This is a genomic window from Leucobacter sp. PH1c (assembly GCF_000633415.1).
In the GTDB taxonomy this organism is placed as follows: domain Bacteria; phylum Actinomycetota; class Actinomycetes; order Actinomycetales; family Microbacteriaceae; genus Leucobacter.
The window spans coordinates 1-22339 of sequence record NZ_AYMV01000011.1 but is presented as its reverse complement, the minus strand read 5'-3'; the positions used below and the strand labels follow the sequence as shown (position 1 = coordinate 22339).

The 22339-nt window shown below is 74.4% G+C and carries 20 protein-coding genes, 1 tRNA gene and 1 pseudogene; 11 read left to right on the top strand and 11 right to left on the bottom strand.

Translation table 11 applies throughout. The features are described 5' to 3' along the window. Window position 1 precedes the first annotated feature (1 nt). Window positions 2–244 carry a hypothetical protein gene (locus U874_RS0103760; protein WP_025133210.1) on the bottom strand — a complete coding sequence of 81 codons (243 nt, stop codon included), beginning with the start codon at window positions 242–244 and terminating at the stop codon, window positions 2–4. 157 nt (window positions 245–401) lie between these two features. On the opposite strand from U874_RS0103760, the gene U874_RS0103755 reads away from it, so the two are divergent. From U874_RS0103755 to U874_RS0103735, 5 genes are all read left to right on the top strand, one after another. Then, on the top strand, window positions 402–602 hold the full coding sequence (locus tag U874_RS0103755) for a hypothetical protein (RefSeq protein ID WP_025133209.1): 201 nt from the start codon (window positions 402–404) through the stop codon (window positions 600–602). 96 nt (window positions 603–698) lie between these two features. Beyond that, window positions 699–1970, top strand: a complete 1272-nt coding sequence (gene nhaA, locus U874_RS0103750) for a Na+/H+ antiporter NhaA (protein WP_036057758.1) — start codon at window positions 699–701, stop codon at window positions 1968–1970. A gap of 133 nt (window positions 1971–2103) precedes the next feature. Further along, window positions 2104–2176: transfer RNA gene (locus U874_RS0103745), tRNA-Lys, on the top strand. An 80-nt stretch (window positions 2177–2256) separates the two neighbouring features. Beyond that, a complete protein-coding gene (locus U874_RS0103740) occupies window positions 2257–3078 on the top strand; it encodes an inositol monophosphatase family protein (RefSeq protein WP_025133207.1) in 822 nt (273 codons plus the stop codon). Beyond that, window positions 3075–3500 carry a DUF3054 domain-containing protein gene (locus U874_RS0103735; protein WP_025133206.1) on the top strand — a complete coding sequence of 142 codons (426 nt, stop codon included), beginning with the start codon at window positions 3075–3077 and terminating at the stop codon, window positions 3498–3500. Before U874_RS0103740 ends, U874_RS0103735 begins: the two co-directional genes overlap by 4 nt. Window positions 3501–3537: 37 nt before the next feature. On the opposite strand, the gene gap is transcribed toward U874_RS0103735, so the two are convergent. Beyond that, window positions 3538–4542: a type I glyceraldehyde-3-phosphate dehydrogenase gene (gene gap / locus U874_RS0103730; RefSeq protein ID WP_025133205.1), complete on the bottom strand. Its 1005-nt coding sequence runs from the start codon at window positions 4540–4542 to the stop codon at window positions 3538–3540. Window positions 4543–4649: 107 nt separating this feature from the next. Beyond that, on the bottom strand, window positions 4650–5597 hold the full coding sequence (locus tag U874_RS0103725) for a GlxA family transcriptional regulator (RefSeq protein ID WP_025133204.1): 948 nt from the start codon (window positions 5595–5597) through the stop codon (window positions 4650–4652). A gap of 124 nt (window positions 5598–5721) precedes the next feature. Between U874_RS0103725 and aqpZ the strand changes: the two genes are divergently transcribed. From aqpZ to U874_RS0103710, 3 genes are all read left to right on the top strand, one after another. Further along, a complete protein-coding gene (gene aqpZ / locus U874_RS0103720; protein WP_025133203.1) occupies window positions 5722–6459 on the top strand; it encodes an aquaporin Z in 738 nt (245 codons plus the stop codon). A gap of 156 nt (window positions 6460–6615) precedes the next feature. Further along, the gene (gene hutU / locus U874_RS0103715; protein WP_025133202.1) at window positions 6616–8343 is read left to right on the top strand and encodes a urocanate hydratase; all 1728 of its coding nucleotides are present in this window, start codon (window positions 6616–6618) and stop codon (window positions 8341–8343) included. 31 nt (window positions 8344–8374) lie between these two features. After that, window positions 8375–9598, top strand: a complete 1224-nt coding sequence (locus U874_RS0103710) for an amidohydrolase family protein (RefSeq protein WP_025133201.1) — start codon at window positions 8375–8377, stop codon at window positions 9596–9598. A 63-nt stretch (window positions 9599–9661) separates the two neighbouring features. Here the strand turns inward: U874_RS0103710 and U874_RS0103705 are convergent, their stop codons facing one another. Further along, entirely contained in the window at window positions 9662–10462 is an 801-nt protein-coding gene (locus U874_RS0103705) for an IclR family transcriptional regulator (protein ID WP_025133200.1), read from the bottom strand. Window positions 10463–10511: 49 nt separating this feature from the next. Further along, the gene (gene hutH / locus U874_RS0103700; protein ID WP_025133199.1) at window positions 10512–12110 is read right to left on the bottom strand and encodes a histidine ammonia-lyase; all 1599 of its coding nucleotides are present in this window, start codon (window positions 12108–12110) and stop codon (window positions 10512–10514) included. Between the two features lie 124 nt (window positions 12111–12234). Here hutH and U874_RS0103690 point away from each other — a divergent pair, with 124 nt between their 5' ends. Next, window positions 12235–13194: an arginase family protein gene (locus U874_RS0103690; protein ID WP_025133198.1), complete on the top strand. Its 960-nt coding sequence runs from the start codon at window positions 12235–12237 to the stop codon at window positions 13192–13194. 95 nt (window positions 13195–13289) lie between these two features. Beyond that, the gene (locus U874_RS0103685) at window positions 13290–14786 is read left to right on the top strand and encodes an amino acid permease (RefSeq protein WP_025133197.1); all 1497 of its coding nucleotides are present in this window, start codon (window positions 13290–13292) and stop codon (window positions 14784–14786) included. Here the strand turns inward: U874_RS0103685 and U874_RS0103680 are convergent. The 6 genes from U874_RS0103680 to hemE form a co-directional block, all read right to left on the bottom strand. Beyond that, complete coding sequence (locus tag U874_RS0103680; RefSeq protein WP_081809888.1) at window positions 14783–16156, bottom strand: glutamate-1-semialdehyde 2,1-aminomutase; 1374 nt, start codon at window positions 16154–16156, stop codon at window positions 14783–14785. The two genes, U874_RS0103685 and U874_RS0103680, sit on opposite strands and share 4 nt — an antisense overlap. Beyond that, a complete protein-coding gene (hemB, locus tag U874_RS0103675) occupies window positions 16153–17130 on the bottom strand; it encodes a porphobilinogen synthase (RefSeq protein WP_025133195.1) in 978 nt (325 codons plus the stop codon). The genes U874_RS0103680 and hemB overlap by 4 nt, the downstream gene beginning before the upstream one ends. Continuing rightward, a complete protein-coding gene (locus tag U874_RS14650) occupies window positions 17127–17981 on the bottom strand; it encodes a uroporphyrinogen-III synthase (RefSeq protein ID WP_025133194.1) in 855 nt (284 codons plus the stop codon). Before U874_RS14650 ends, hemB begins: the two co-directional genes overlap by 4 nt. After that, a complete protein-coding gene (gene hemC / locus U874_RS0103665; RefSeq protein WP_029987578.1) occupies window positions 17978–18907 on the bottom strand; it encodes a hydroxymethylbilane synthase in 930 nt (309 codons plus the stop codon). Before hemC ends, U874_RS14650 begins: the two co-directional genes overlap by 4 nt. Before the next feature lie 155 nt (window positions 18908–19062). Continuing rightward, window positions 19063–20565: an NAD(P)/FAD-dependent oxidoreductase gene (locus U874_RS0103660; protein WP_025133192.1), complete on the bottom strand. Its 1503-nt coding sequence runs from the start codon at window positions 20563–20565 to the stop codon at window positions 19063–19065. Next, window positions 20555–21646, bottom strand: coding sequence for a uroporphyrinogen decarboxylase (gene hemE, locus U874_RS0103655; protein WP_025133191.1), 1092 nt, complete (start codon window positions 21644–21646; stop codon window positions 20555–20557). The genes U874_RS0103660 and hemE overlap by 11 nt, the downstream gene beginning before the upstream one ends. Before the next feature lie 134 nt (window positions 21647–21780). Between hemE and U874_RS15485 the strand changes: the two are divergent. After that, window positions 21781–22339: pseudogene (locus U874_RS15485) on the top strand (glutamyl-tRNA reductase); the annotation flags it as partial.

Sequence of the window (22339 nt, the reverse complement as noted above, 5' to 3'; positions counted from 1 at the left end):
GCTACTTGCCGATCGCCGGCAGGATCGCGAAGGGCAGCGCGAAGCCGATCACCGAAGAGAGCAGGCCGCCGAGGAACAGCCACAGCTCGGTGGTCATCCCGAGCGTCGGGTTGAAGCCATAGCTCATCAGCACGAAACCGCCGAAAGCGAGCACCATCGAGAGGACGAACACGACCGCCGTGATCGCGCTCACCCCGCCCCGCGAGCTCTCCTCGAACAGTGCCCCGTTCTCCTGCGACCCCATAGCTTCCACTCCATTTCACTGCGTTCGACGCGGGCGATCCCGCGAAAAGCTCTGCTCCGCACGGCGGAGTCCTGCCTGCCAGAGTACCCCACTCCGGGGGCCGCCCGAGCCCCGGCCGCGTTAGGCTGATCCGGACAGCCAACGGAATGGAGGCCGCATGTCGATCGGAAAGTACCTCACCAACCCCGGCGTGCTCGGGGCGGCGGTCGGCGCCGTGGGCACCGCGCGGCGCGCGGGCGGCATGCGGCGCGACTGGCGCCGCTTCATCGTCTGGGGGATCTGGCTCGCGACGCTCGCCCTCGCGATCGGCAGCGTCGCGATGCAGGACAAGGATCGGGATTTCGACGCCGAGCACTAGCGCCAGCGCCCCAGGAGCGCGCTACACTGTGTGGCGGTGAGTCGGGAAGTCTGGTCGACAGTGTCCATTGACCATGCCCCGAACGAAGGCCCAGTGATGAGTCCCTCTCCCACCCCCACCCCCGGTGCGGCCCGCCCCCGGCGCCGCCGCATCCTCTCCCTCGTGAGCAAGCGCGAGGCCGCTCGCGTCAGTCGCCTGCTGCGCGCCGAAGTCGTGGGCGGCGTGATCGTCATGATCGCCGCCCTGCTCGGCTTCCTCGCCGCGAACAGCCCGCTCGCCGACGCCTACTTCGGGCTCCGCGAGACGAAGATCGGCCCCGAGGCCCTCGGCCTCAACATCAGCGTTGGCCACTGGGCCTCCGACGGCCTGCTCGCGATCTTCTTCTTCATGGTCGGGCTCGAACTGAAGCGCGAGTTCGTCTCGGGAGCGCTCAGCAAGTTCTCCACGGCCATCGTTCCGGTCGCCGCCGCGTTCGGCGGGGTCGCCGTGCCCGCGCTGCTCTACGTGGCATTCACCGCGGGAACCCCCGCCGCGCACGGCTGGGCGATCCCCACGGCGACGGACATCGCGTTCGCCGTCGCAGTGCTCGGGCTCGTCGCGCCACGGATCCCTCCGGCGCTGCGCATGTTCCTCCTCACGCTCGCGGTCGTCGACGATCTGATCGCGATCACGATCATCGCCGTCTTCTACACGGAGAGCATCCAGTTGCTTCCGCTCGCGCTCTCTGTGATTCCGCTCGCGCTGTACTGGTTCATCTCCCGGAAGTACGCCGCGCGCCTCGCCCGCTCCCCCTGGGGCCCGTGGCTCATCATGCTGCCGCTCGGGATCGTCGCGTGGGCACTGTTCCACGCATCCGGGATCCACGCGACCATCGCGGGCGTCGTGCTCGCCTTCCTCGTCCCCGTGACGGGGCGCGACGGCACCCAGCTCGCGGAGACCTTCGAGCACCGCTTCCGCCCGCTGTCGACCGGCATCGCCGTGCCCGTGTTCGCGTTCTTCGCGGCGGGCGTCGCGGTCGGCGGGGCCTCGCGCTTCCCCCTCGACCCGATCGCGCTCGGCATCATGGTCGGCCTCGTCGTGGGCAAGCCCGTCGGCATCTCGCTCATCACCTGGCTCCTCACGCGCTTCACGCGCGCCGAGCTCGACCCCGCGGTCCGCTGGCGCGAGCTCATCGGCGTCGCCGCGCTCGCGGGCGTCGGCTTCACGGTGTCGCTGCTCGTCACGGAGCTCAGCTTCTCCGATCCGGGAGACGCCGACACCGCCCGTCTCGCGGTGATGGTCGGCTCGGTGATCGCCGTCGCGGTCTCGGCCGCGCTGCTCGTACGGCGGGCCCGCCCCCGTCTCCGGGAGACCACGACGGGCGAGTGAACCGGGCCTGTCCGGCAGGCCACACGATCGCGACGCGCGCGGGATGTCCACGCGAATTTGAACGCGGCGTCGCGATCGTGTTAGAGTTTCACCCGTTGCAAATGAGCCCCAGGGTTCAGAACGCAGCGAGTACGCGCCTTTAGCTCAGTTGGTAGAGCAGCTGACTCTTAATCAGCGGGTCCACGGTTCGAGCCCGTGAGGGCGCACACAGAGGAAAGCTCGGCACTTCGGTGCCGAGCTTTCCGCGTATCCGGCCCCGGTTCACGCCTCGTTCATGGAGGGCACGATGACCACCACTCCCCCCGCACCGTCCGCCGATCTCGCGTTCGCGCTGGAGCTCGCGGATCTGGCCGATTCGATCGCGCTGCCCCGCTTCCGGGCCGCAGACCTCGCGGTCGAGACGAAGCCCGACCGCACCTTCGTGACCGACGCCGACCAGGCGGTCGAGCGCGCACTCCGCGAGCGGATCGAGACCGCGCTCCCGGCCGACAGCTTCCTCGGCGAGGAGTCCGGATCCAGCGAGCGCGGCACCCGGCGCTGGATCATCGACCCGATCGACGGCACCTCCAACTTCCTCCGCGGCGTGCCGAACTGGGCGACGCTCATCGCCCTCGAGGTCGACGGCGAGCCGACCGTCGGCGTCGTCTCCGCCCCCGCCTTCGGTGCGCGCTGGTGGGCCGAGAGCGGCGCTGGCGCCTGGGGCCAGCAGGCGGGCGAGGCACCGCGGCGCCTGCGCGTCTCGGGGGTGCGCGATCTGGAGCACGCGTCGCTCAGTTTCCAGAGCATCGAGCAGTGGGACCTCGCGGGCTACCTCGAACCCCTCATTGCGCTGAGCCGTGCCGTCTGGCGGGATCGCGCCTACGGCGACATGTGGTCCTACATGCTCCTCGCCGAGGGCCTCGTCGACATCGTCGCCGAATTCGATGTGAAGCCCTACGACCTGGCGGCGCTCGTGCCGATCGTGCGCGAGGCCGGCGGCCGCTTCACGGACATCGACGGCGCGGAGAGCGCGTGGAACGGGAGCTCCCTCGCGAGTAACGGCGCGCTGCACTCCGCGGTCGTCGAGCTCATCGACCGCACCCGGGTCGGGGCGGAGGACGGGCGATGACCGCGCCCGCGCCGGCTTCCGCGGCGGACACCCGCCCGCCGTTCTGGCGCGCAGCGCTCGGCGCGCTGCCTGCACTCCTCATCGACGTCGCCCTCGTGGTGCTCTTCGCGGGCCTCGGCCGCGGCAGCCACGCCCGCGAGGCAAGCGTCCTCGGCCTGCTCGAAACGGCGGGGCCGTTCCTCGCCGCGCTCGCACTCAGCTGGGTGCTCTGCGGCGCGGCCCGGCGCCCGCTCGCCCTGCTGCGCACCGGCCTCCCCGTCTGGCTCGGCACGGTCGCCGTCGGCATGCTGCTCCGCTGGGCGTGGGGCGGCGGGATCGCGCTCGCCTTCGTCATCGTCACCCTCGTGACGCTCGGCGTGTTCGTGATGGGGTGGCGCGCGATCGCGCTCCTCGTCGCGCGCCTGCGCCGCCGCGGCGCGTAGCCGGGCGGCGCGAGCGCGGACTCGCTCCGGGGCCGCGCTACGCGGCCGCGAGAAGCTCGAGCGCCGCGACCGCCCGGTTCGAGAAGCCCATCTCGTTGTCGTACCAGGCGACCACCGTCACGTTGCGACCGTGCACGCGAGTGAGGGCCGAATCGAAGATCGACGGGTGCGGGTTGCCCACGATGTCGCTCGACACGAGCGGCTCCTCCGAGTATTCGAGCACTCCGGCGAGGGGGCCCGATTCCGCCGCGGCGCGGTAGGCGCCGAGCACCTCGTCGAGCTCGACCTCGCGCGCGAGCGTCGCGTGGAGTTCGACGATCGAGCCGACCGGCACGGGCACCCGGATGGCGCTGCCCGAGAGCCGTCCGTCCAGCTGTGGCAGCACGAGGCCGATCGCCCGGGCCGCGCCCGTCGAGGTGGGGATGATGTTGAGCGCGGCCGCGCGGGCGCGCCGCAGGTCGCTGTGCGGAGCATCCTGGAGCCGCTGGTCCTGGGTGTAGGCGTGCACCGTCGTCATCGCGCCGTACTCGATCCCCGCGAGGCGGTCGAGCACCTGGGCGAGCGGCGCCAGCGCGTTCGTGGTGCAGGAGGCATTCGACACGATGCGGTGCGCGGCAGGATCATAGCGCTCGTCGTTGACGCCGACCACGATCGTGAGGTCGGCCCCCGAGGCGGGCGCGCTCACGAGCACGCGGCCCGCGCCCGCGCGCAGGTGCGCGCCAGCGGACTCGGCGTCCGTGAACAGTCCGGTCGATTCGAGGACGACGTCGATGCCGAGCTCGCCCCAGGGCAGCTGCGCGGGGTCGCGCTCGGCGAGGATCCGGATCCGCCGCTCCCCCACGATGAGCTCGTCCCCCTCGACCGAGACGGGCCAGGGCAGTGCACCGTAGACGCTGTCTCGCGCGAGCAGGTGCGCGAGCGTCGCCGCGTCGCCGAGGTCGTTGATCGCCACGACCTCCAGTTCGCTGCCCTGCTCGAGGGCCGCGCGCAGAACGCCCCGCCCGATCCGCCCGAAGCCGTTGATTGCCACCCGACCGGTCATGGTCCGCTGTTTCCTTCCCCGGCGCCGCGCTCTGCGGCGCCCTCCCCTTCAGCTTGGCGGGAGCGCGAGTGCGCAGCGAGTGGCACACTTGCCACAGTTCGTGCGAATCATGCCATTTCGCCGCGGGCGAATGCGTCGCGGTAGGCGGTGGGGGTCGTGTCGAGCACGCGGCGGAAGTACCGCCGGAGATTCGAGGCCGTGCCGAGCCCGACCGCGACCGCGATCTCGTCGACGCCGAGGTCGGTCTCCTCGAGCAGTTCCCGCGCCCGATCCAGCCGGGCCCGCATGATCCACTGCATGGGCGCCACCCCCGTCTCGTCGCGGAAGCGGCGGGAGAACGTGCGCCCGGAGACCCGGGCGTGCGCGGCGAGCTGCGCGATCGCGAGCGGCTCGCCGAGGCGCTCGAGCGCCCACTCGCGCGTCCGCGTGAAGCGCTCGCCGTGCGACTCGGGTACGCTCTGCGGCACGAACTGCACCTGCCCGCCGCTGCGGTACGGGGCGGCGACGAGGCGGCGCGCGGCATGGTTCGCGACGGCCATTCCGGCGTCCCTGCGCAGGATGTGGAGGCAGAGGTCGATCCCCGATGCGGCTCCCGCCGAGGTGAGCACCCTCCCCTCGTCGACGAACAGCACCCGCTCGTCAACCGCCACCTCGGGGTAGCGCTCCGCGAGCGCCTGCGCGTAGTGCCAGTGCGTCGTCGCCCGCTTCCCGTCGAGCAGCCCCGTCTCCGCGAGTGCGAACGCGCCGGTCGAGATCGCGGCGAGCGTCGCTCCCCGCGCGTGCGCCGCGCGGAGCGCGCGGGTGAGCTCGACGGGCGGACGCTCACGGTCTGGGTGGCGGTAGCCCGGCACGAAGATCAGCTCGGCCTCCGCGAGCGCGTCGAGCCCGTGCTCCACGTGGTACGAGAGGCCGTCGCCGCCCGCGATCAGCCCGGGGTGCACCCCGCACACGTCCACCGAGTACGGCATGCTCGCGCGCCGGGTGAACACCTGGGCGGGAATTCCGACATCGAGGGGCTTGGCGCCCTCCAGCACGACCACGGCGACACGCTTCATCCCTCCAGCGTAGAGGCACGTGACTCATCAACGCAGGATGATTACCTACTGCGCAAATGGCAAACTCACAGTACATTCAACGTACGCCCCGTTTCGGGCGATCCACGACCCTGAGGGGAACCCCATGTCCGAGACCCGCACGACACCCACGACCGGCGCCCGCCTCGCGGCGGAGTTCGCCGGCACCTTCATCCTCGTCTTCGCCTCGATCGGCACCGCGCTCTTCGCCGCGGGCTTCCCCGGCGACCCCGGCTCGCCCGTGAACGTCGGCTTCCTCGGCGTCGCCCTGGCATTCGGCCTCTCGGTACTCGTGAGCGCCTACGCCTTCGGCCCGATCTCGGGCGGTCACTTCAACCCCGCCGTGACGCTGGGCCTCGCCGCCGCAGGCCGCTTCGCCTGGCGCGACGTCGCCGGCTACCTCGTCGCGCAGATCGTCGCGGGCGCCGTCGCGACGAGCCTGCTCTACGTCATCGCCACGGGCCGCCCCGACGCCGAGCTCGGCAACTTCGCCTCCAACGGCTACGGCGAGCACTCCCCGGGCGGCTTCGGCCTCCTCTCCGTGGTCCTCATTGAGACGATCCTCACGGCGGTCTTCCTCACCGTGATCATCGGCGTCACCTCGCAGCGCGCGGCCGCCGGCTTTGCCCCGCTCGCGATCGGCCTGACGCTCACGCTGATCCACCTCGCTTCGATTCCCGTCTCGAACACCTCCGTGAACCCGGCGCGCTCGATCGCCACCGCCCTCTACGGCGGCGGCGACGCGCTGGCCCAGCTCTGGGTGTTCATCGTTTTCCCGATCGTCGGCGGCCTGATCGCGGGCGCCGCATTCAAGTTCCTCTTCGACGGGACGAAGCGCGCGTAGCCCGCACGCCCCGCACGCCCCTCGGGACCGCGCGCCCCCTCCCGTCCGGGATCCCGGACAGGAGGGGGCGCGACCGCATTGTCCGAGGGCCGGCGACGCGGTGGGATGGGAGCAGAGCGCTGCACCGCCGCAGCGCCGCACCCGAAAGGATCTCCGATGACCCTCCCCGGCGCCCGCCCCGTCCGCGCACCACGCGGCACCGAGCTCTCCGCGAAGAGCTGGCAGACCGAAGCCCCGCTCCGGATGCTCATGAACAACCTCGACCCGGAGGTCGCCGAGCGCCCCGACGACCTCGTCGTCTACGGCGGCACCGGCCGCGCCGCGCGCAGTTGGGAGGCCTTCGACGCGATCGCCGAGACCCTCCGCGGTCTCGAGGACGACGAGACCCTGCTCGTCCAGTCGGGCAAGCCGGTCGGCGTCTTCCGCACCAGCACGTGGGCGCCCCGCGTACTGATCGCCAACTCGAACCTCGTGGGCGACTGGGCGACCTGGCCCGAGTTCCGCAGGCTCGAGGCCGAGGGCCTCACCATGTACGGCCAGATGACCGCGGGGTCCTGGATCTACATCGGCACCCAGGGCATCCTGCAGGGCACCTACGAGACCTTCGCCGCCGCGGGCCGCAAGCTCCAGGGCCAGCAGCGCATCAAGACCGTCGCGGGCAAGGGCTCACTCGCGGGCACCATCACCCTCACCGGCGGCTGCGGCGGCATGGGCGGCGCGCAGCCGCTCGCCGTCACCCTGAACGACGGCGCCTGCCTCATCGTCGACGTCGACAGGACCCGCCTCGACCGGCGCGCGGGCAAGCGCTACCTCGACGAGGTCGTCGAGGACATCGACGAGGCACTCGCCAAGGTGCAGCGGGCGAAGGACGAGCAGCGCGGCTGGTCCGTCGGGCTCGTCGGCAACGCCGCGGAGGTGTTCCCCGAGATCCTGCGCCGCCACCGGGCCGGCGAGGTCACGATCGACCTCGTGACCGATCAGACCTCGGCGCACGACCCGCTCTCCTACCTGCCGATCGGCTACACGGTCGAGGAGCGCCTGGAGCGCGCAGCGCGAGACCCCGAGCAGTTCACGAAGGACGCGCAGGCTGCCATGGCCGCGCACGTGCGGGCCATGGTCGAGTTCCAGGACGCGGGCGCCGAGGTGTTCGACTACGGCAACTCGATCCGCGACGAGGCGCGCACGGGCGGCTACGACCGCGCATTCGAGTTCCCTGGCTTCGTCCCGGCGTACATCCGCCCGCTGTTCTGCGAGGGCCTCGGCCCGTTCCGCTGGGCCGCCCTCTCGGGTGATCCCGAGGACATCGCGGTCACCGACGCGGCGCTCAAGGAGCTGTTCCCCGAGAACACCCACCTGCACCACTGGCTCGACGCCGCCGCCGAGCGGGTCGAGTTCGAGGGCCTGCCCGCGCGCATCTGCTGGCTCGGCGCCGGCGAACGGCACCAGGCCGGCCTGCTCTTCAACAGGCTCGTCGCCGAGGGCAAGGTCACGGCCCCGATCGTGATCGGGCGCGACCACCTCGACTCGGGCTCCGTCGCATCGCCCTACCGCGAGACCGAGGCCATGGCCGACGGCTCCGACGCGATCGCCGATTGGCCGCTCCTCAACGCCCTCACCGCGACCTCCTCGGGCGCGACCTGGGTGTCGATCCATCACGGCGGCGGCGTCGGCATCGGCCGGTCGATCCACACCGGCCAGGTGTCGGTGGCCGACGGCACCGAGCTCGCCGCCGCGAAGCTCGAACGAGTGCTCACGAACGACCCGGGCATGGGCGTCATCCGGCACGTGGACGCCGGCTACCAGCGCGCGGTCGACGTGGCGGCGGAGCGCGGCGTCCGCGTGCCCCTGTCCCCCGAGATCCGCAACACGGACACCGCCTGGTGATCCGCACGTCCACGACCGGGAGGCCCGCACCATGACCCGCGCACTGCTCATCGACCGCATCGGCGAGCTCACCACCAACGAGCCCGGGATCGGGGCCGGGATCGGGGGCCGGATCGCGGACGCCGCGGTCGTCGTCGAGGGCGACCGCGTCGCCTGGGTCGGACCGGCCGGCCGCGCTCCCGCCGCGGACGAGCGCGTCGACGCCGCCGGGCGGGCGCTCCTGCCCGGCTGGGTCGACTCCCACACGCATCTCATGTTCGCGGGCGATCGCACCGCCGAGTTCGAGGCGCGGATGGCGGGCGAGGCGTACGCGGCTGGCGGGATCAACGTCACCGTGGATGCCACGCGCGCGGCACCCGACGCCGCCCTCGCCGCGAACCTCGATCGGCTCGTGGGCGAGGCGCGTCGGAGCGGCACCACGACGATCGAGACGAAGACCGGCTACGGCCTCACGGTCGCCGACGAGCTGCGCTCCGCGCGGATCGCGGGGCGCAGCGCCGACGCGGTCACGTTCCTCGGCGCGCACGTCGTCCCGGCGGGGACGGACCCCGCCGCGTACCTCGCGCTCGTCACAGGACCGATGCTCGAGGCCGTCGCGCCGCACGTGAGCGCCGTCGATGTGTTCTGCGAGGCGGGTGCGTTCGACGCCGCGGCATCGGCCGAGGTGCTCGCATCGGCGCGGGCGCACGGGCTCGCCACGCGCGTGCACGGGAACCAGCTCGGCCACGGTCCCGGCGTGCAGCTCGCCGTCGCGCACGGCGCGCTCAGCGTCGACCACGTCGGCTTCCTCGACGACGCGGACGTCGCCGCGCTCGCCGGATCCTGGACGGCCGGGGCCCGCGGCACCGTCGCCACCGTGCTCCCCGCGTGCGATCTCTCGACGCGCATGCCGCTCGCCCCGGCTCGCAGGCTCCTCGACGCGGGCGCCGTGCTCGCGATCGCCTCGAACGCGAACCCGGGCACCTCGTACACGAGCTCGATGGCGTTCTGCGTGGCGACCGCCGTGCTGCAGATGGGCCTCACCGTGCACGAGGCCGTGTACGCGGCCACCCGGGGCGGCGCGATCGCGCTCGGCATGCACGAGGATGGGTGGCGCGACCCGCGGGGCACCGCCCACGCCCGCGTCGGGGTGATCGCGCCCGGCGCCCGCGCCGACCTGCACTTGCTCGACGCCCCCGCCGCGACGCACCTGGCGTACCGGCCGGGCATGCCGCTCACCGCGGCGGTCTGGCGCGCCGGCGAGCGGATCCGCTGACGCGGGGCGCGCTCAGGCGCCGGGAGCGCCCAGACGCGGGGCGCGCTCAGGCGCCGAGCGCGCTCAGGCGCCGAGCGGCTCACTCGCGGGGCGGCCGTGCAGCCGGACCGAGAGCACGCCCGCGGTCTGCCGCAGCTCCTCCGCGAGGCCGTCGAAGGCGGCCTCCGCGAGCTCCTCGTCGCGGAACGTGAGGGCGATCGCGGCGACGGGCCAGCTCCGGTGGTCGAGCACGGGCACGGCGATCGACGAGATCCCGGGGGTCACGGCCCCGCGCTCGACCGCATAGCCGCGGGTGATCGTCGCGTCGAGCGCCGAGCGCAGCCGCGACGAGCGGTCGATCACGGGCTCGGCAGCGTCCTCGTGGCGCTGCACGAACGCGCCCCGGTCCGGGTACAGTGCCCGCACCTGCGCTTTGGGGAGCGCTGCGAGGATCGCGCGGCCGCTCGCGGTGAGGTGCATGGGCAGCCGGACGTCGACGTCGGAGACGAGCGCCGCCCCGCCCCGCACGCGCTCCTCGATCACGTAGAGCACGTCCCGCCCGTGGGGAACGGCGAGGTGGCCGCTCGTGCGCACCCGGTCGACGAGGGCCGACATGAGGGGGCGGCCGAGGCGGGCGAGCGGCTCCTGCCTGGCGTACGCCGAGCCGAGCTCGAGCGCGGCGATCCCGAGCCCGTAGCGCTGCTCCTCGGGGAGGTGCATGACGAAGCCGTGCTCCTGCAGTGCGCCCAGCAGGTGATACACCGTGGACCGCGGCAGGCCGAGCTGCGTGGCGATCATGGAGGCCGGCAGCGGGCCGCGCGCGGTCGTCAGGTGGCGGAGGATCCGGAGCGTCTGGTCCGCCGCAGGCACCTTCGCGTCGCTCATAGGGGGAACTCTAGCGCTCCCGCGCGCGCAGCGGGCCCGCGCCGCGGCCTCACGCGAGCGGCTCGGGGATCGCTGCTCCGACCGCGTCGAGCACAGCGCCGCTGTCGACGAACTCGAACGCCGCCGTGAGATCCGGGGACAGGAAGGCGTCGACGTCGGGCGCCGCGATCCGCGTGCGGAATAGCGCGTGCACGGCGGCGGTGGCCGCTGCGGGACGGCCGGCGTCGGCCGCGATCCGGAAGTCGAGGGCGCGGGTGGAGGCGAGGAGCTCGATGCCGAGCACGCGCGCGAGCCCGTCGATCGCCCGGCGGAGCTTCCGCCCCGCGTGCCACCCCATCGAGACGTGGTCCTCCTGCATCGCGGAGGACGGGATCGAGTCCACGCTCGCGGGCGCCGCGAGCCGCTTCAGCTCGGAGACGATCCCCGCGGCCGTGTACTGCGCGATCATGAGGCCCGAGTCGAGCCCCGCGTCGGCGGCGAGGAACGGCGGGAGCCCGTGGTTGCGCGCGACGTCGAGGAAGCGGTCGGTGCGGCGCTCCGACATGCTCGCGACGTCGGCGACCGCGATCGCGAGGAAGTCGAGCACGTAGCCGACGGGCGCGCCGTGGAAGTTGCCGTTCGATTCGACCCGCCCGTCGGGCAGCACGACCGGGTTGTCGACGGCCGCGCGCAGCTCCGCGCCCGCAACCCGCGCCGCGTGCTCCGCCGTGTCGCGGGCCGCGCCGTGCACCTGCGGGGCGCAGCGCAGGGAGTACGCGTCCTGCACGCGAGTGAACTCGCCCTCGGCGGGGCGCTGCACGAGCCCGGATCCCGCGAGCACGGCGCGCATGTTCGCTGCCGCGGCGGCCTGGCCGGGGTGGGGGCGGAGAGCCTGGAGCTCGGCCGCGAAGACGGCGTCCGTGCCCGTCAGCGCTTCGACGCTCGCCGCGGCCGCGACGTCGGCGACGCGGAGCAGCGCGCCGAGGTCGTGGAGCGCGAGGCAGAGCATGCCGAGCATGCCGTCGGTGCCGTTGATGAGGGCGAGCCCCTCCTTCTCGGCGAGTACGAGCGGGGCGATCCCCGCTGCGGCGAGCGCGTCCGCGGCGGGGACGGGTGCGGCGTGCGGATCGGCGGTCGCCCGGACCTCGCCCTCCCCCATGAGGGTGAGCGCGCAGTGCGCGAGCGGGCTGAGGTCGCCGGAGCAGCCGAGTGAGCCGTACTCGTGCACGACGGGTGCGATGTCGGCGTTCAGGATCGCGGCGTAGGTCTCGACGACGACGGGGCGGACGCCGGTGCGCCCCGTGGCGAGAGTGTTCAGCCGGAGCAGCATGATCGCGCGCACCACCTCGCGCTCGACTTCCGGGCCCGTGCCCGCCGCGTGCGAACGGATGAGGCTGCGCTGCAGCTGCTGGCGCTTCTCCGCGGGGATCTGCACGCGCGCGAGCGCGCCGAATCCCGTGGAGACGCCGTAGTGCGGGCGGCTGTCGGTGGCGAGCTCGTCGATCATGGTGCGGCTGGCCGCCACTGCGGCGAGCGCCTCGGGGGCGATCTCGACGCGTGCGCCCACGCGGGCGACGGCGACGACGTCGGCGATCGTGAGCGGCGCTGCCCCGAGCACGACGGTGGTGGCGCCCGATTCGGCTGCGGGCGGTGCGGTGCGAGTATCCATGCTTCGATCTCAGCGCACGGACGGGCGGTGCAATAGCGCGAACAGGGCGCAGCTGTCCGGGATCCCAGACAGCTGCACCCTGATCGCCTGCCCGGGCGCGGCCGCCATTGGTACCGTCTCTGGCATGAGCACCGTTGCCCTCCCCCAGGATCCCGCGTGGCCCCGCACCGGCGGCTGGCCGGCGATCGACGTCGACGCGGACGAGCACGCGGACGCCGATCTCGCGATCGTCGGCATCCCGACCTCGGCCACCTCGCTCTCCCCCACCCGCGCGCACGAGACCCCGGCCGCGATCCGCGCCGCCCTGCGGCGGTACTCGGGTCACGTCGTCGCTCCCGGCGCACCCGGGAGCCGGGGAGGCGAGGCCCAGTTCGTCCTTGACGAGGCGCTCCGCATCGTCGACGCCGGTGACGTCGCCCAGCCGGACACCGAGGCGGGCGAGCGCGCGGCCGCGGCACGGGTCACGCAGATCGCGGCGCGGGCGCGGCTCGTCGTCGCGCTCGGCGGCGACAACGCGCTCACCGTGCCGGCGGCGCTCGGCGTCGCCGGCACCGCGCTCCCCGCAGCCGGGCTCATCACGCTCGACGCCCACCACGACCTCCGCGACGGCCGCAGCAACGGCTCTCCCGTGCGGCGCCTCATCGAGGCGGGGCTCGATCCCCGTCGGATCGTGCAGATCGGGATCGCCGACTTCGCGAACTCCCGCGCGTACCGCGAGCGCGCCCGAGCGTTCGGGATCACCGTGATCCACCGCGACGAACTCGTCGACCGCCCGCTCACCGACATCGCCGCCGAGGCGCTCGACATCGCGGGGGCCGGTGGCGGGCCGATCCACGTCGACCTCGACGTCGACGTCTGCGACCGGAGCGTCGCGCCCGCCTGCCCGGCCTCGATCCCGGGCGGACTCCAGGCGCACGAGCTGCGGCGGATCACCCGGGTGCTCGCGGCCGATCCGCGCGTCCGCGGCTTCGACATCGCCGAGGTCGACGCGTCGGCGGACGCCGCGGACGCCCGCACCATCCGCCTCGCTGCCCTGCTCGTGCTGGAGGCCGCTGCGGGGCTCGCCCAACGTCTGGGACACTAGAGGCTGGCGCAGACGCCGGTGGCGACACGGCGGGCCCTCCGCCGTGCGCCCCGCCGCGCCGCTCCGCTGAACGCCTCGTCTCGAACGGATCCGCCATGCACCCCTCCGACGCCGACGCAGCGCGGACCCCAGCGCAGGCCGAAACCCGCCCCGGCGCCGAGCCCGCCCGCTCGCCGCTGGCCGGGCTGCGGCGGGGGCTCACCGCCCGGCACATCCGCTTCATGGCGCTCGGCTCGGCGATCGGCACCGGTCTGTTCTACGGCTCAGCCGGCGCGATCCAGGCGGCCGGCCCCGCGGTGCTGCTCGCGTACGTGATCGGCGGCGCCGCCGTGTTCATGGTGATGCGCGCGCTCGGCGAGCTTGCCGTGCGCCACCCTGTCTCCGGTTCCTTCGGGCAGTACGCGTCGCGCTACCTCGGCCCCTTCGCCGGCTTCCTCACCGGCTGGACCTACGCGTTCGAGATGTTCGTCGTCGCGCTCGCCGACGTCACCGCGTTCGGCGTCTACATGGGGTTCTGGTTCCCCGATGTCGAGCGCTGGATCTGGATCCTCGCCCTCGTGCTCTTCATCGGCGCGATCAACCTCATCAGCGTCCGGGTGTTCGGCGAGCTGGAGTTCTGGTTCGCGCTCATCAAGATCACGGCGATCGTGCTCATGATCGCCGGCGGGATCGCGATCATCGTGTTCGGCCTCGGCACCCCGAGCGACGGGGCAGCGGGGCTCGGAAATCTGGTCGCCCACGGCGGCCTGTTCCCCACCGGGCTGCTCGGCTTCCTCGCGTGCTTCACGGTCGTGATGTTCGCGTTCGGGGGCATCGAGGTGATCGGGATCACCGCGGGCGAAGCGCAGGATCCCCGGCGCGTGATCCCGCGCGCCATCAACTCCGTCCCCGTGCGCATCCTGCTGTTCTACGTGCTCACGCTGACCGTGATCATGTCGATCCAGCCGTGGAACACGATCGACGGCTCCGCGAGCCCCTTCGTCACCATCTTCGATTCGCTCGGCCTCACGGGGGCGGCGCACGTGCTCAACGCCGTCGTGATCACGGCCGCCGTGTCCGCGATCAACGCCGACATCTTCGGCGCCGGCCGCATGCTCCACGGGCTCGCGCAGCAGGGGCACGCGCCGCGGGCGTTCACGCGGCTCACGCGCAGCGGCGTGCCGTGGCTCACGGTCGTGACGATGATGGGCGCGCTCCTCGTCGGCGTGCTCCTCAACGTCTGGTTCCAGGAGCAGATCTTCTTCCTGATCGCCGCGCTCGCCACGTTCGCCACGGTCGTCGTCTGGCTGATGATCCTGCTCGCGCACATCAGCATGAAGCGCGAGCTCGCGCGGACGGGCGGACTGCCGAGCGAGTTCCCCGTGCCGCTCTGGCCCGCGGCGTCGTACGCCGCGGTCGCCTTCGTGCTCTTCGTCGTCGTGATGATCGGCGTGGTCGAGAGCACGCGCCCCGCGCTCGTCGTGGGGCTGGTGTGGGTCGCGCTCCTCGCGCTCGCCTACCGCGTGTGCGTGCGCGGCCCGGGGCGCACCGCGGTCCAGCTGGTGGACGAGACGCGACCGCCCGGCGAGGCGCCGGGCGGCCCGCACCGCTAGTCCGCCGAGCCCGCCTCCGCGGCGCCCGCCGCCGCAGCCGCCGCGGGGAGCGCTGCCGCGACGCGTTCGAGCGCCGCACCGTCGTGCGCGGCCGTGACGAACCACGCCTCGAACGCGCTCGGCGGCAGGTTGACCCCGCCCGCGAGCATCGCGTGGAAGAACGCGCGGTGCTGCGCGATGTTCTGGCGCTGCATCGTCGCGTAGTCGCGCGGCGCCTCGGGGAAGTCGCCGAACACGACGCCGAAGAGCGTGCCGGCGCGCGTGATCCGGTGTGCAACTCCGGCGGCCTCGAGCGCACCACCCACGGCGCCCGCCACCGTGTCCGCGGCGTGGGCGAGCCGCGCGTACGCCGCCGCGTCGGCGAGGCGCAGCGTCGTGAGCCCGGCGGTGACCGCGAGCGGGTTCCCCGACAGGGTGCCCGCCTGGTACACGGGGCCGAGCGGCGCGAGCTGCTCCATGAGTTCCGCGCGGCCGCCGAGCGCGGCGAGCGGCAGCCCGCCGCCGACCACCTTGCCGAAGGTGAAGAGATCGGGCGTGACACCCGCGGGGAGCGTCGGCTCCTCGATCCCCCAGTACCCGGCGGGGCCCGCGCGGAACCCCGTGAGCACCTCGTCGAGGATTACGAGCGCCCCGTGCCGGTGCGCGAGCTCGATCAGCGCGCGCGTGAAGCCGGGCGCGGGCGGCACGATCCCCATGTTCGCGGCGGCGGCCTCGGCGATCACCCCCGCGATGCGGTCGCCGTGGGCCGCGAACGCCGCCTCGAGCGCCGGGAGATCGTTGTACGGGAGCACGAGGGTCTGCGCCGCGGTCTCGGCGGTGACGCCGGCCGAGCCGGGCAGCGCGAGCGTGGCGAGCCCCGAGCCGGCCGCGGCGAGCAGCCCGTCCGAGTGGCCGTGGTAGTGCCCCGCGAACTTCACGATGAGCGGCCGCCCCGTCGCGCCGCGCGCGAGCCGGATGGCGGTCATGGTCGCCTCCGTGCCGGTCGAGACGAGCCGCACGCGCTCCACGAGCGGCACGCGCCGCACGATCTCCTCGGCGAGCTCGGCTTCCTCGGGAACCGAGGCGCCGAAGCCGAGGCCCCGCGCCGCGGACTCCTGCACGGCGGCGACAACCTCGGGGTGCGCGTGGCCGAGGAGCGCCGGGCCCCAGGACGCGACGAGGTCGACGTACTCCGCGCCGTCGGCGTCGGTCACGTACGGGCCCGAGCCCGCGACGAGGAAGCGCGGCGTCCCGCCCACCGAGCCGTACGCGCGCACGGGCGAGTTCACGCCGCCCGGGATCACGCGAGCGGCACGCTCCTGCAGCGCCGCGCTCCGCGCGAGCGTCGGCTCCGGGGCCGCGTGCCGCCGGGCCTCACGCGCCGGGCTCATCGGGCCCACCCCGCGGCCTCGAGGGCGAAGTAGCTCAGGATCGCATCGGCCCCCGCGCGCTTGATGCTCGTGAGCGACTCGCGGACGGCGGCGTCGCGATCGATCCAGCCGTTCGCCCCCGCTGCCTCGATCATGGCGGCCTCGCCCGACACCTGGTAGGCCCACACCGGCACCGGGCTCACGGCCGCGACGTCGGCGAGCACATCGAGCGAGCTCATGGCGGGCTTCACCATCACGATGTCGGCTCCCTCGGCGATGTCGAGCTCCGCCTCGCGGAGCCCTTCGCGACGGTTCGCGGGATCCTGCTGGTAGCCGCGGCGGTTGCCCGTGAGCTGCGAGTCCACGGCCTCGCGGAAGGGGCCGTAGAAGGCCGAGGCGTACTTCGCCGAGTATGCGAGGAGCGCGGTCTGCTCGTGCCCCGCGAGGTCGAGCGCCTCGCGGACCGCAGCCACCTGGCCGTCCATCATGCCCGAGAGCCCGAGCAGCGCGGAGCCCGCCTCGGCCTGCGCGATCGCCATGTCCGCGTAGCGCGCGAGCGTCGCGTCGTTGTCGACCGCGCCACTCGCGTCGATGACGCCGCAGTGCCCGTGATCGGTGAACTCGTCGAGGCAGAGGTCCGTCTGCACCACGAGCGCGTCCCCGGCCTCGGCGACGACGGCGCGGGTCGCGCGGTTCAGGATCCCCTCGGGATCGTCGGCGGCGCTCCCGCGCGCGTCGCGCTCCGCGGGGACGCCGAAGAGCATGATGCCGCCCAGTCCGGCGGCGGCGGCCTCGGCGGCGACGCCGCGCAGGGAGTCGATCGTGTGCTGCACGACGCCGGGCATCGCGGCGATCGGCTGCGGGGCGCTGATGCCCTCGCGCACGAAGACGGGGAGGACGAGCTCGGCGGGATGGATCCGGGTCTCGGCCACCATGCGGCGGAGCGCCGGGGTGCGCCGCAGGCGGCGGGGGCGGATCGACGGGGCGGGGGTCATGCGTGTGCTCCTCGGGAATCGGGTGCTGGGGTGGAGTGCTGGGGTGGTGCGGGGTGCGGGTCAGCGTCCGGGCTCGGGGGCGCGAGCGCGAGCGCGTCGAGCATCCCCGCGACGGTGTGGGTCTCGGCGACGAGATCAGGCCGGAGGCCCAGCTCGGCGAGCGCGCGGGCCGTGGGCTCGCCGATCGCGACGAGGCGCGCGCCCGGCGGAAGCGGCTGGCAGCGAACCGCGAGCTCCCGGGCGACCGAGCCGCTCGTCACGAGGATCGCGTCGATGCCCGAATCGAGCGCCGCGCGCTCGGCCTCCGCGTGCCGCGCGGTCGGCACCGTGCGGTAGGCGGTGACCCGGTGGGCGCGCTCGCCGACCGCGGCGAGCGCGGCCTCGAACTCGGTGCCCGCGCCCGCGGCGACGGGCAGGAGCACCCGCGGGCCGGACGCATCGGGCTCCGTCACGGGCGCACGGCTGAGGGCCGCCGCGAGCGCTCCGCCGAGCGCCGCACCCGTGAACTCCTGCTCGGGCACGAGATCGGCGGTGAGCCCGGCCTCGGCGAGCGCGAGCGCCGTCGCCGGCCCCACCGCGGCGATCCGGGATCCCGGGACGGACCGTGCGCCCGCCGCGCGGAGGGAGGAGGCCCCCGCGGCGCTCGTCACCGCGAGCCACGCGTAGGCGCCGCGGTGCCACGCGTCGAGGGCCGCGCCGAGCGGGGCCGGATCGAGCGGCGGGGCCGAGCCGATGAGCGGGAGCACGACGGGGATCCCGCCCCGCTCGCGCACCTCCCGCGCGGTCGCCCGCGCGGCGTCGGCACTGCGTGGGATCAGGATCCGCAGTCCGGCGAGCTCGGCCCCGCTCATCGCGCCGATCCGAGCGGGGCGAGTTCGGCGGCGCCGCGCGCGAGGAGGTCGGCCGCCGCCGCGCGGCCGAGCCGCTCGGCTGCGCCTGTATCCGCGGGCGTCCAGTCCTCGCTGGCCCGGGCGGTGAGCTCCGCGCTCCCGTCGAGGCGGTAGACGGTCGCACTCAGGCTGAGCCGCCCCGCGCGCACGGCAGCGGTCGCCCCGATCGGCGCGGCGCACCCCGCCTCGAGGGTGCCGAGCAGGATCCGCTCCGCCGTCGCGCACGCCCGCGCCTCGGCGTCGTCGAGCGCGGCGAGCGCCGCGTCGAGGTGCGCGACCCCGCGGTCGGCCGCGCGGGCCTCGATCGCGAGGGCGCCCTGGCCGGGCGCCGTGGGCACCGTCGTGAGCGGGAAGCGCTCGGTGATCGCGTCCGCGAGCCCGGAGCGGTCGAGGCCCGCGGCCGCGAGCACGACGGCGTCGAGGTCGTGGCCCACCCGGCCGAGGCGGGTGTCGACGTTCCCGCGGAGGTCGTGCACCGCGAGGTCCGGGCGCGCGGCGAGCAACTGGGCGGCGCGGCGCGGCGAACCCGTGCCCACGTCGGCGCCTGCGGGCAGCTCCGCGAGGCTCAGCCCGTCGCGCGCGCAGAGCGCGTCGCGAGCATCCGCGCGCTCCGGGATCGCGCCGAGCACGATCCCCTCGCACGGGCCCGTGGGGAGGTCCTTGAGCGAGTGGACGGCGAGGTCGCACTCCCCCGCGAGCAGTGCTTCGCGGAGCGCGCTCACGAAGACGCCCGTGCCGCCGAGCTGCGACAGCGATTCGCGCGACACGTCGCCGTGCGTGGTGATCGTCACGAGGGTCACATCGCAGCCCGTCGCGGCGGCGATCGCCTCCGCCACCGTGGTGGTCTGCGCGATCGCGAGGCGGCTGCCGCGGGTGCCGATCCGGATGAGGCCGGGGCGCGCCGCCTCCGCGCCCGCGGACCGGGTGACGCGGCCGCTCGGCGCCGGGGGCCGGGTCGCCGGAACCGCCGAGGCGGTGCCGGCCGTCTCGGTCGTCTCGGTCGTTTCGGTCGTGGGGTCGAGCTGGGGATCGTGCTGGGGAGTCACGCGGAGTGCCTTTCCGGGGTGGGATCGTGGGGAGCCGCGCGCGGCGGCGCGGGAGGAGCGGCGTGGGCGCACACGCCGTGCGCGGTGAGGAGTTCGCGGGCCGTGCGGCGGGCGGCAGGGATCACCGCGGCGAAGCCCGCCCCCGAGCGCCAGTCGCCCGTGAGGAGCACTCCGGCGGGCGGCGTGATCGGGGCGCGGTCGCCCCGGGTCGGCATCCGCCAGGTGCGGCGGGCGAGTCCCTGCACGGCGTCGTCCGGCAGCGGGACGCCGAGGATCGCGCTCGCGTCGCGGAGCGCGAGCTCCCGCACCGCGTCGTCGGGGAGCCCGAGCGTCGCGGGCGCCGCACCGTCACGGCCGTAGGAGAGCCGCACAAGCTCGGTGTCCCGGTGCGTGGCGTGCGGCCACTTACGCGAGATGTGGGTGAGCGCCTTCGCCGTGATGCGCGGGGTCCCCGCGGCCGCGTTCACCAGCGCACCCGTGCCGCGCGGCGCGCGTACGAGCGGAGCGACGGCGGGGTGCGCGCGATCGAGCGCGAGCACGACCACCTCGACCGTGCTCTCCGCGTCTGCCACGGCGGGCAGGCCCAGGATCGCGCGCGCCGCCGATTCCGGGGTCGCGAGTACCACCGCGTCCACGCGGACGAGCTCGGAGCTGCCCGCAGCGTCGCCGACCGTTCCGAGGATCCCGATCCCGTTCCCGGTCCCGGCGCCCACAGCCGCGCGCGAGGTGTCGAGCCCGGTGACGCGCACGCCCGTGCGCAGCTCGCCGCCGGCTTCGCGCACCGCGCGACTCAGCGCGCCGACGAGCGCGGACATCCCGCCCCGCAGCGTCGCGACGGCGCCGCCCGCGGCACTCGTCCGCCCGCGAAGCGCGCGCGCCGCGCGGTGGAGCGAGCCCGTGCGGCGCACCTCGGCCTCGAGCCCGGGCAGGACGCCGAGGGGAAGCCGCTCGGGCGGCGCCGAGTACACGCCGAGAGTGACCGGGCGCACCAGCTGCTCGAGCACGGCCGGGCCCGAGCGGGCGTGCACGAGCTCGGCAATCGTCTCGCTGCCCCGCCCCACTCGCGCGGGCAGGAGCGGCTCGGCCGCGGCACGGAGCGCCCCGCGGAGGCCGAGCACCCGCCGCGTGGCGGCCGAGAGCGGGGCCGCCGGGATCCCGAGCGTGCCCGCGGGCGGGAGGGGAGCCGCCGAGCCGTCGGTGCCGTCGACGAGCCACGAGCCGAGCGGGGCGGGGGCGACGCAGTCGTCGGCGATCCCGAGCTCCGTCAGCAGCTCGCGCACGTGGCCGCCCCGGGTGGCGAACGCCTCGGCGCCCACGTCGACGGCCCGGCCGGCGAGCTCCGTCCCGGCGATCCGGCCGCCGAGCTGCTCGGCCGCCTCGAACACGGTCACCTCGGCGCCCGCGCGCGCGAGTTCGCGCGCGACGACGAGCCCGGAGACCCCGCCGCCCACCACGCCGACGCGCAGCGGGGCCCCGGCGGGGCGCCCGTCAGAACGCATGTGCGAGCTCGACGATCCGGGTGAGCACGGCGGGATCGGCCTCCGGGGGGACGCCGTGGCCGAGGTTCAGCACGTGGCCGGGCGCGCGCTCGCCGCGCCGCAGCACATCTTCGAGCGCCGCACGCAGCACGGGCTCCGGCGCACCGAGGAAGGCGGGATCCAGGTTGCCCTGGAGCGGGATCCGGTCCCCCAGGCGGGCCGAGGCCTCGTCGAGCGGCGTGCGCCAGTCCACGCCGAGCGCCGAGGTGCCGAGCTCCGCGAGCGCCTCCAGGAGGTGCCCCGAGCCCACCGCGAAGTGGATCGTCGGGAACGGGCGCCCCGCATCGTCGCTGATCCCCCGCACGGCGGCGAGCGCCGCCGCCGAAGCGGGCGCGACGTGCGCGCGGTAGTCGGCCACCCCGAGGGAGCCGGCCCAGGAGTCGAAGAGCTGCACGGCGCTCGCGCCCGCAGCGACCTGCGCCGCGAGGAACTCGCCGCTCAGCTCGGCCGTCCACTCGAGCAGCTCGCGCCACGTCTCGGGATCGGCGTGCATCAGCGTGCGGGCCCGGAGGTGATCGCGCGAGGGGCCGCCCTCGACGAGGTAGGCCGCGAGCGTGAAGGGGGCGCCGGCGAAGCCGATGAGCGGCGTTTCGCCGAGCTCGGCGACGGTGCGCTGCACGGCCGCGGTGACGGGGCCGAGGGCGGCGCGCAGCCGCTCGGGGGTGAACTCCGCCCGGCAGCGCGCCACGTCCGCCGCCGTGCGAACGGGCTGGGCGAAGACCGGCCCCCGCCCGGCGACGAGGTCGACATCGACGCCCGCGAGGAGGAGCGGGACGACGATGTCGCTGAAGAACACCGCGCCGTCGACGCCGTGGCGGCGCACCGGCTGGAGCGTGATCTCGCTCGCGAGCTCGGGGTCGAGGCAGGCGTCGAGCATGCGGGTGTTCGCGCGGATCGCGCGGTACTCGGGGAGCGAGCGGCCGGCCTGGCGCATGAACCAGACGGGCGTGCGCTCGGGGCGGTCGCCGCGGAGCGCGCGCACGAGGGGTGCGTCGGCGGTACGGCCCGTGACGAGCGGGTGCTCGGCGGGAAGGGCGGTCATCGGCTCGGCGGGGGCAGGCTGCGCGTTCATCAGACGTGATCGTACCTCACACATCTGATGTGAAAGATCAGATGTGTCCGTTACGATGCTTTCCGGCCCCGTCGGGCCGCCGCACGCCGAACAGGAAGCCGCCCATGCTGCTCAGCCTTTCCCTGGACCACCGGGGCTCATCCCTCCCCCTCCGCGAGGCCGTCGCCCGCCGCGAGGAGGAGATCACCTCCGAGTTCGCTGAGTTCTGCCCCGGCTCCGTCGTGTTGGCCACCTGCAACCGCTTCGAACTCTACCTCGACGCCGGGCGCGAGACCCCGGAATTCGCTGAGGCGGCGATCGCCCGGCTCGCGGCGGCGGCCGAGCTCGCCCCCGAAGAACTCGCCGGCTCGGCGCGCATCGCGACCGACGTCGCCGCGGCGGAGCACCTGTTCGCGGTCGCGAGCGGCCTCGAGTCCGCCGCGCTCGGCGAGGAGGAGATCGCCGGGCAGGTGCGCCGGGCCCACACCGCGGCCCGCACCGCGCGCACCATGACCGATCGGCTCGAGCGCGTCTTCCAGACGGCGACGCGGACCTCCCGGGCCGTGCGCGAGCGGACGGGCGTGCGCGCCGCCGGCCAGTCGCTCGTGCGGCTCGCCCTCGTGCTCGCCGAGCGGCGCATCGCGGCGTGGGAGGACGCCGAGGTCGTGCTCGTCGGCACGGGCG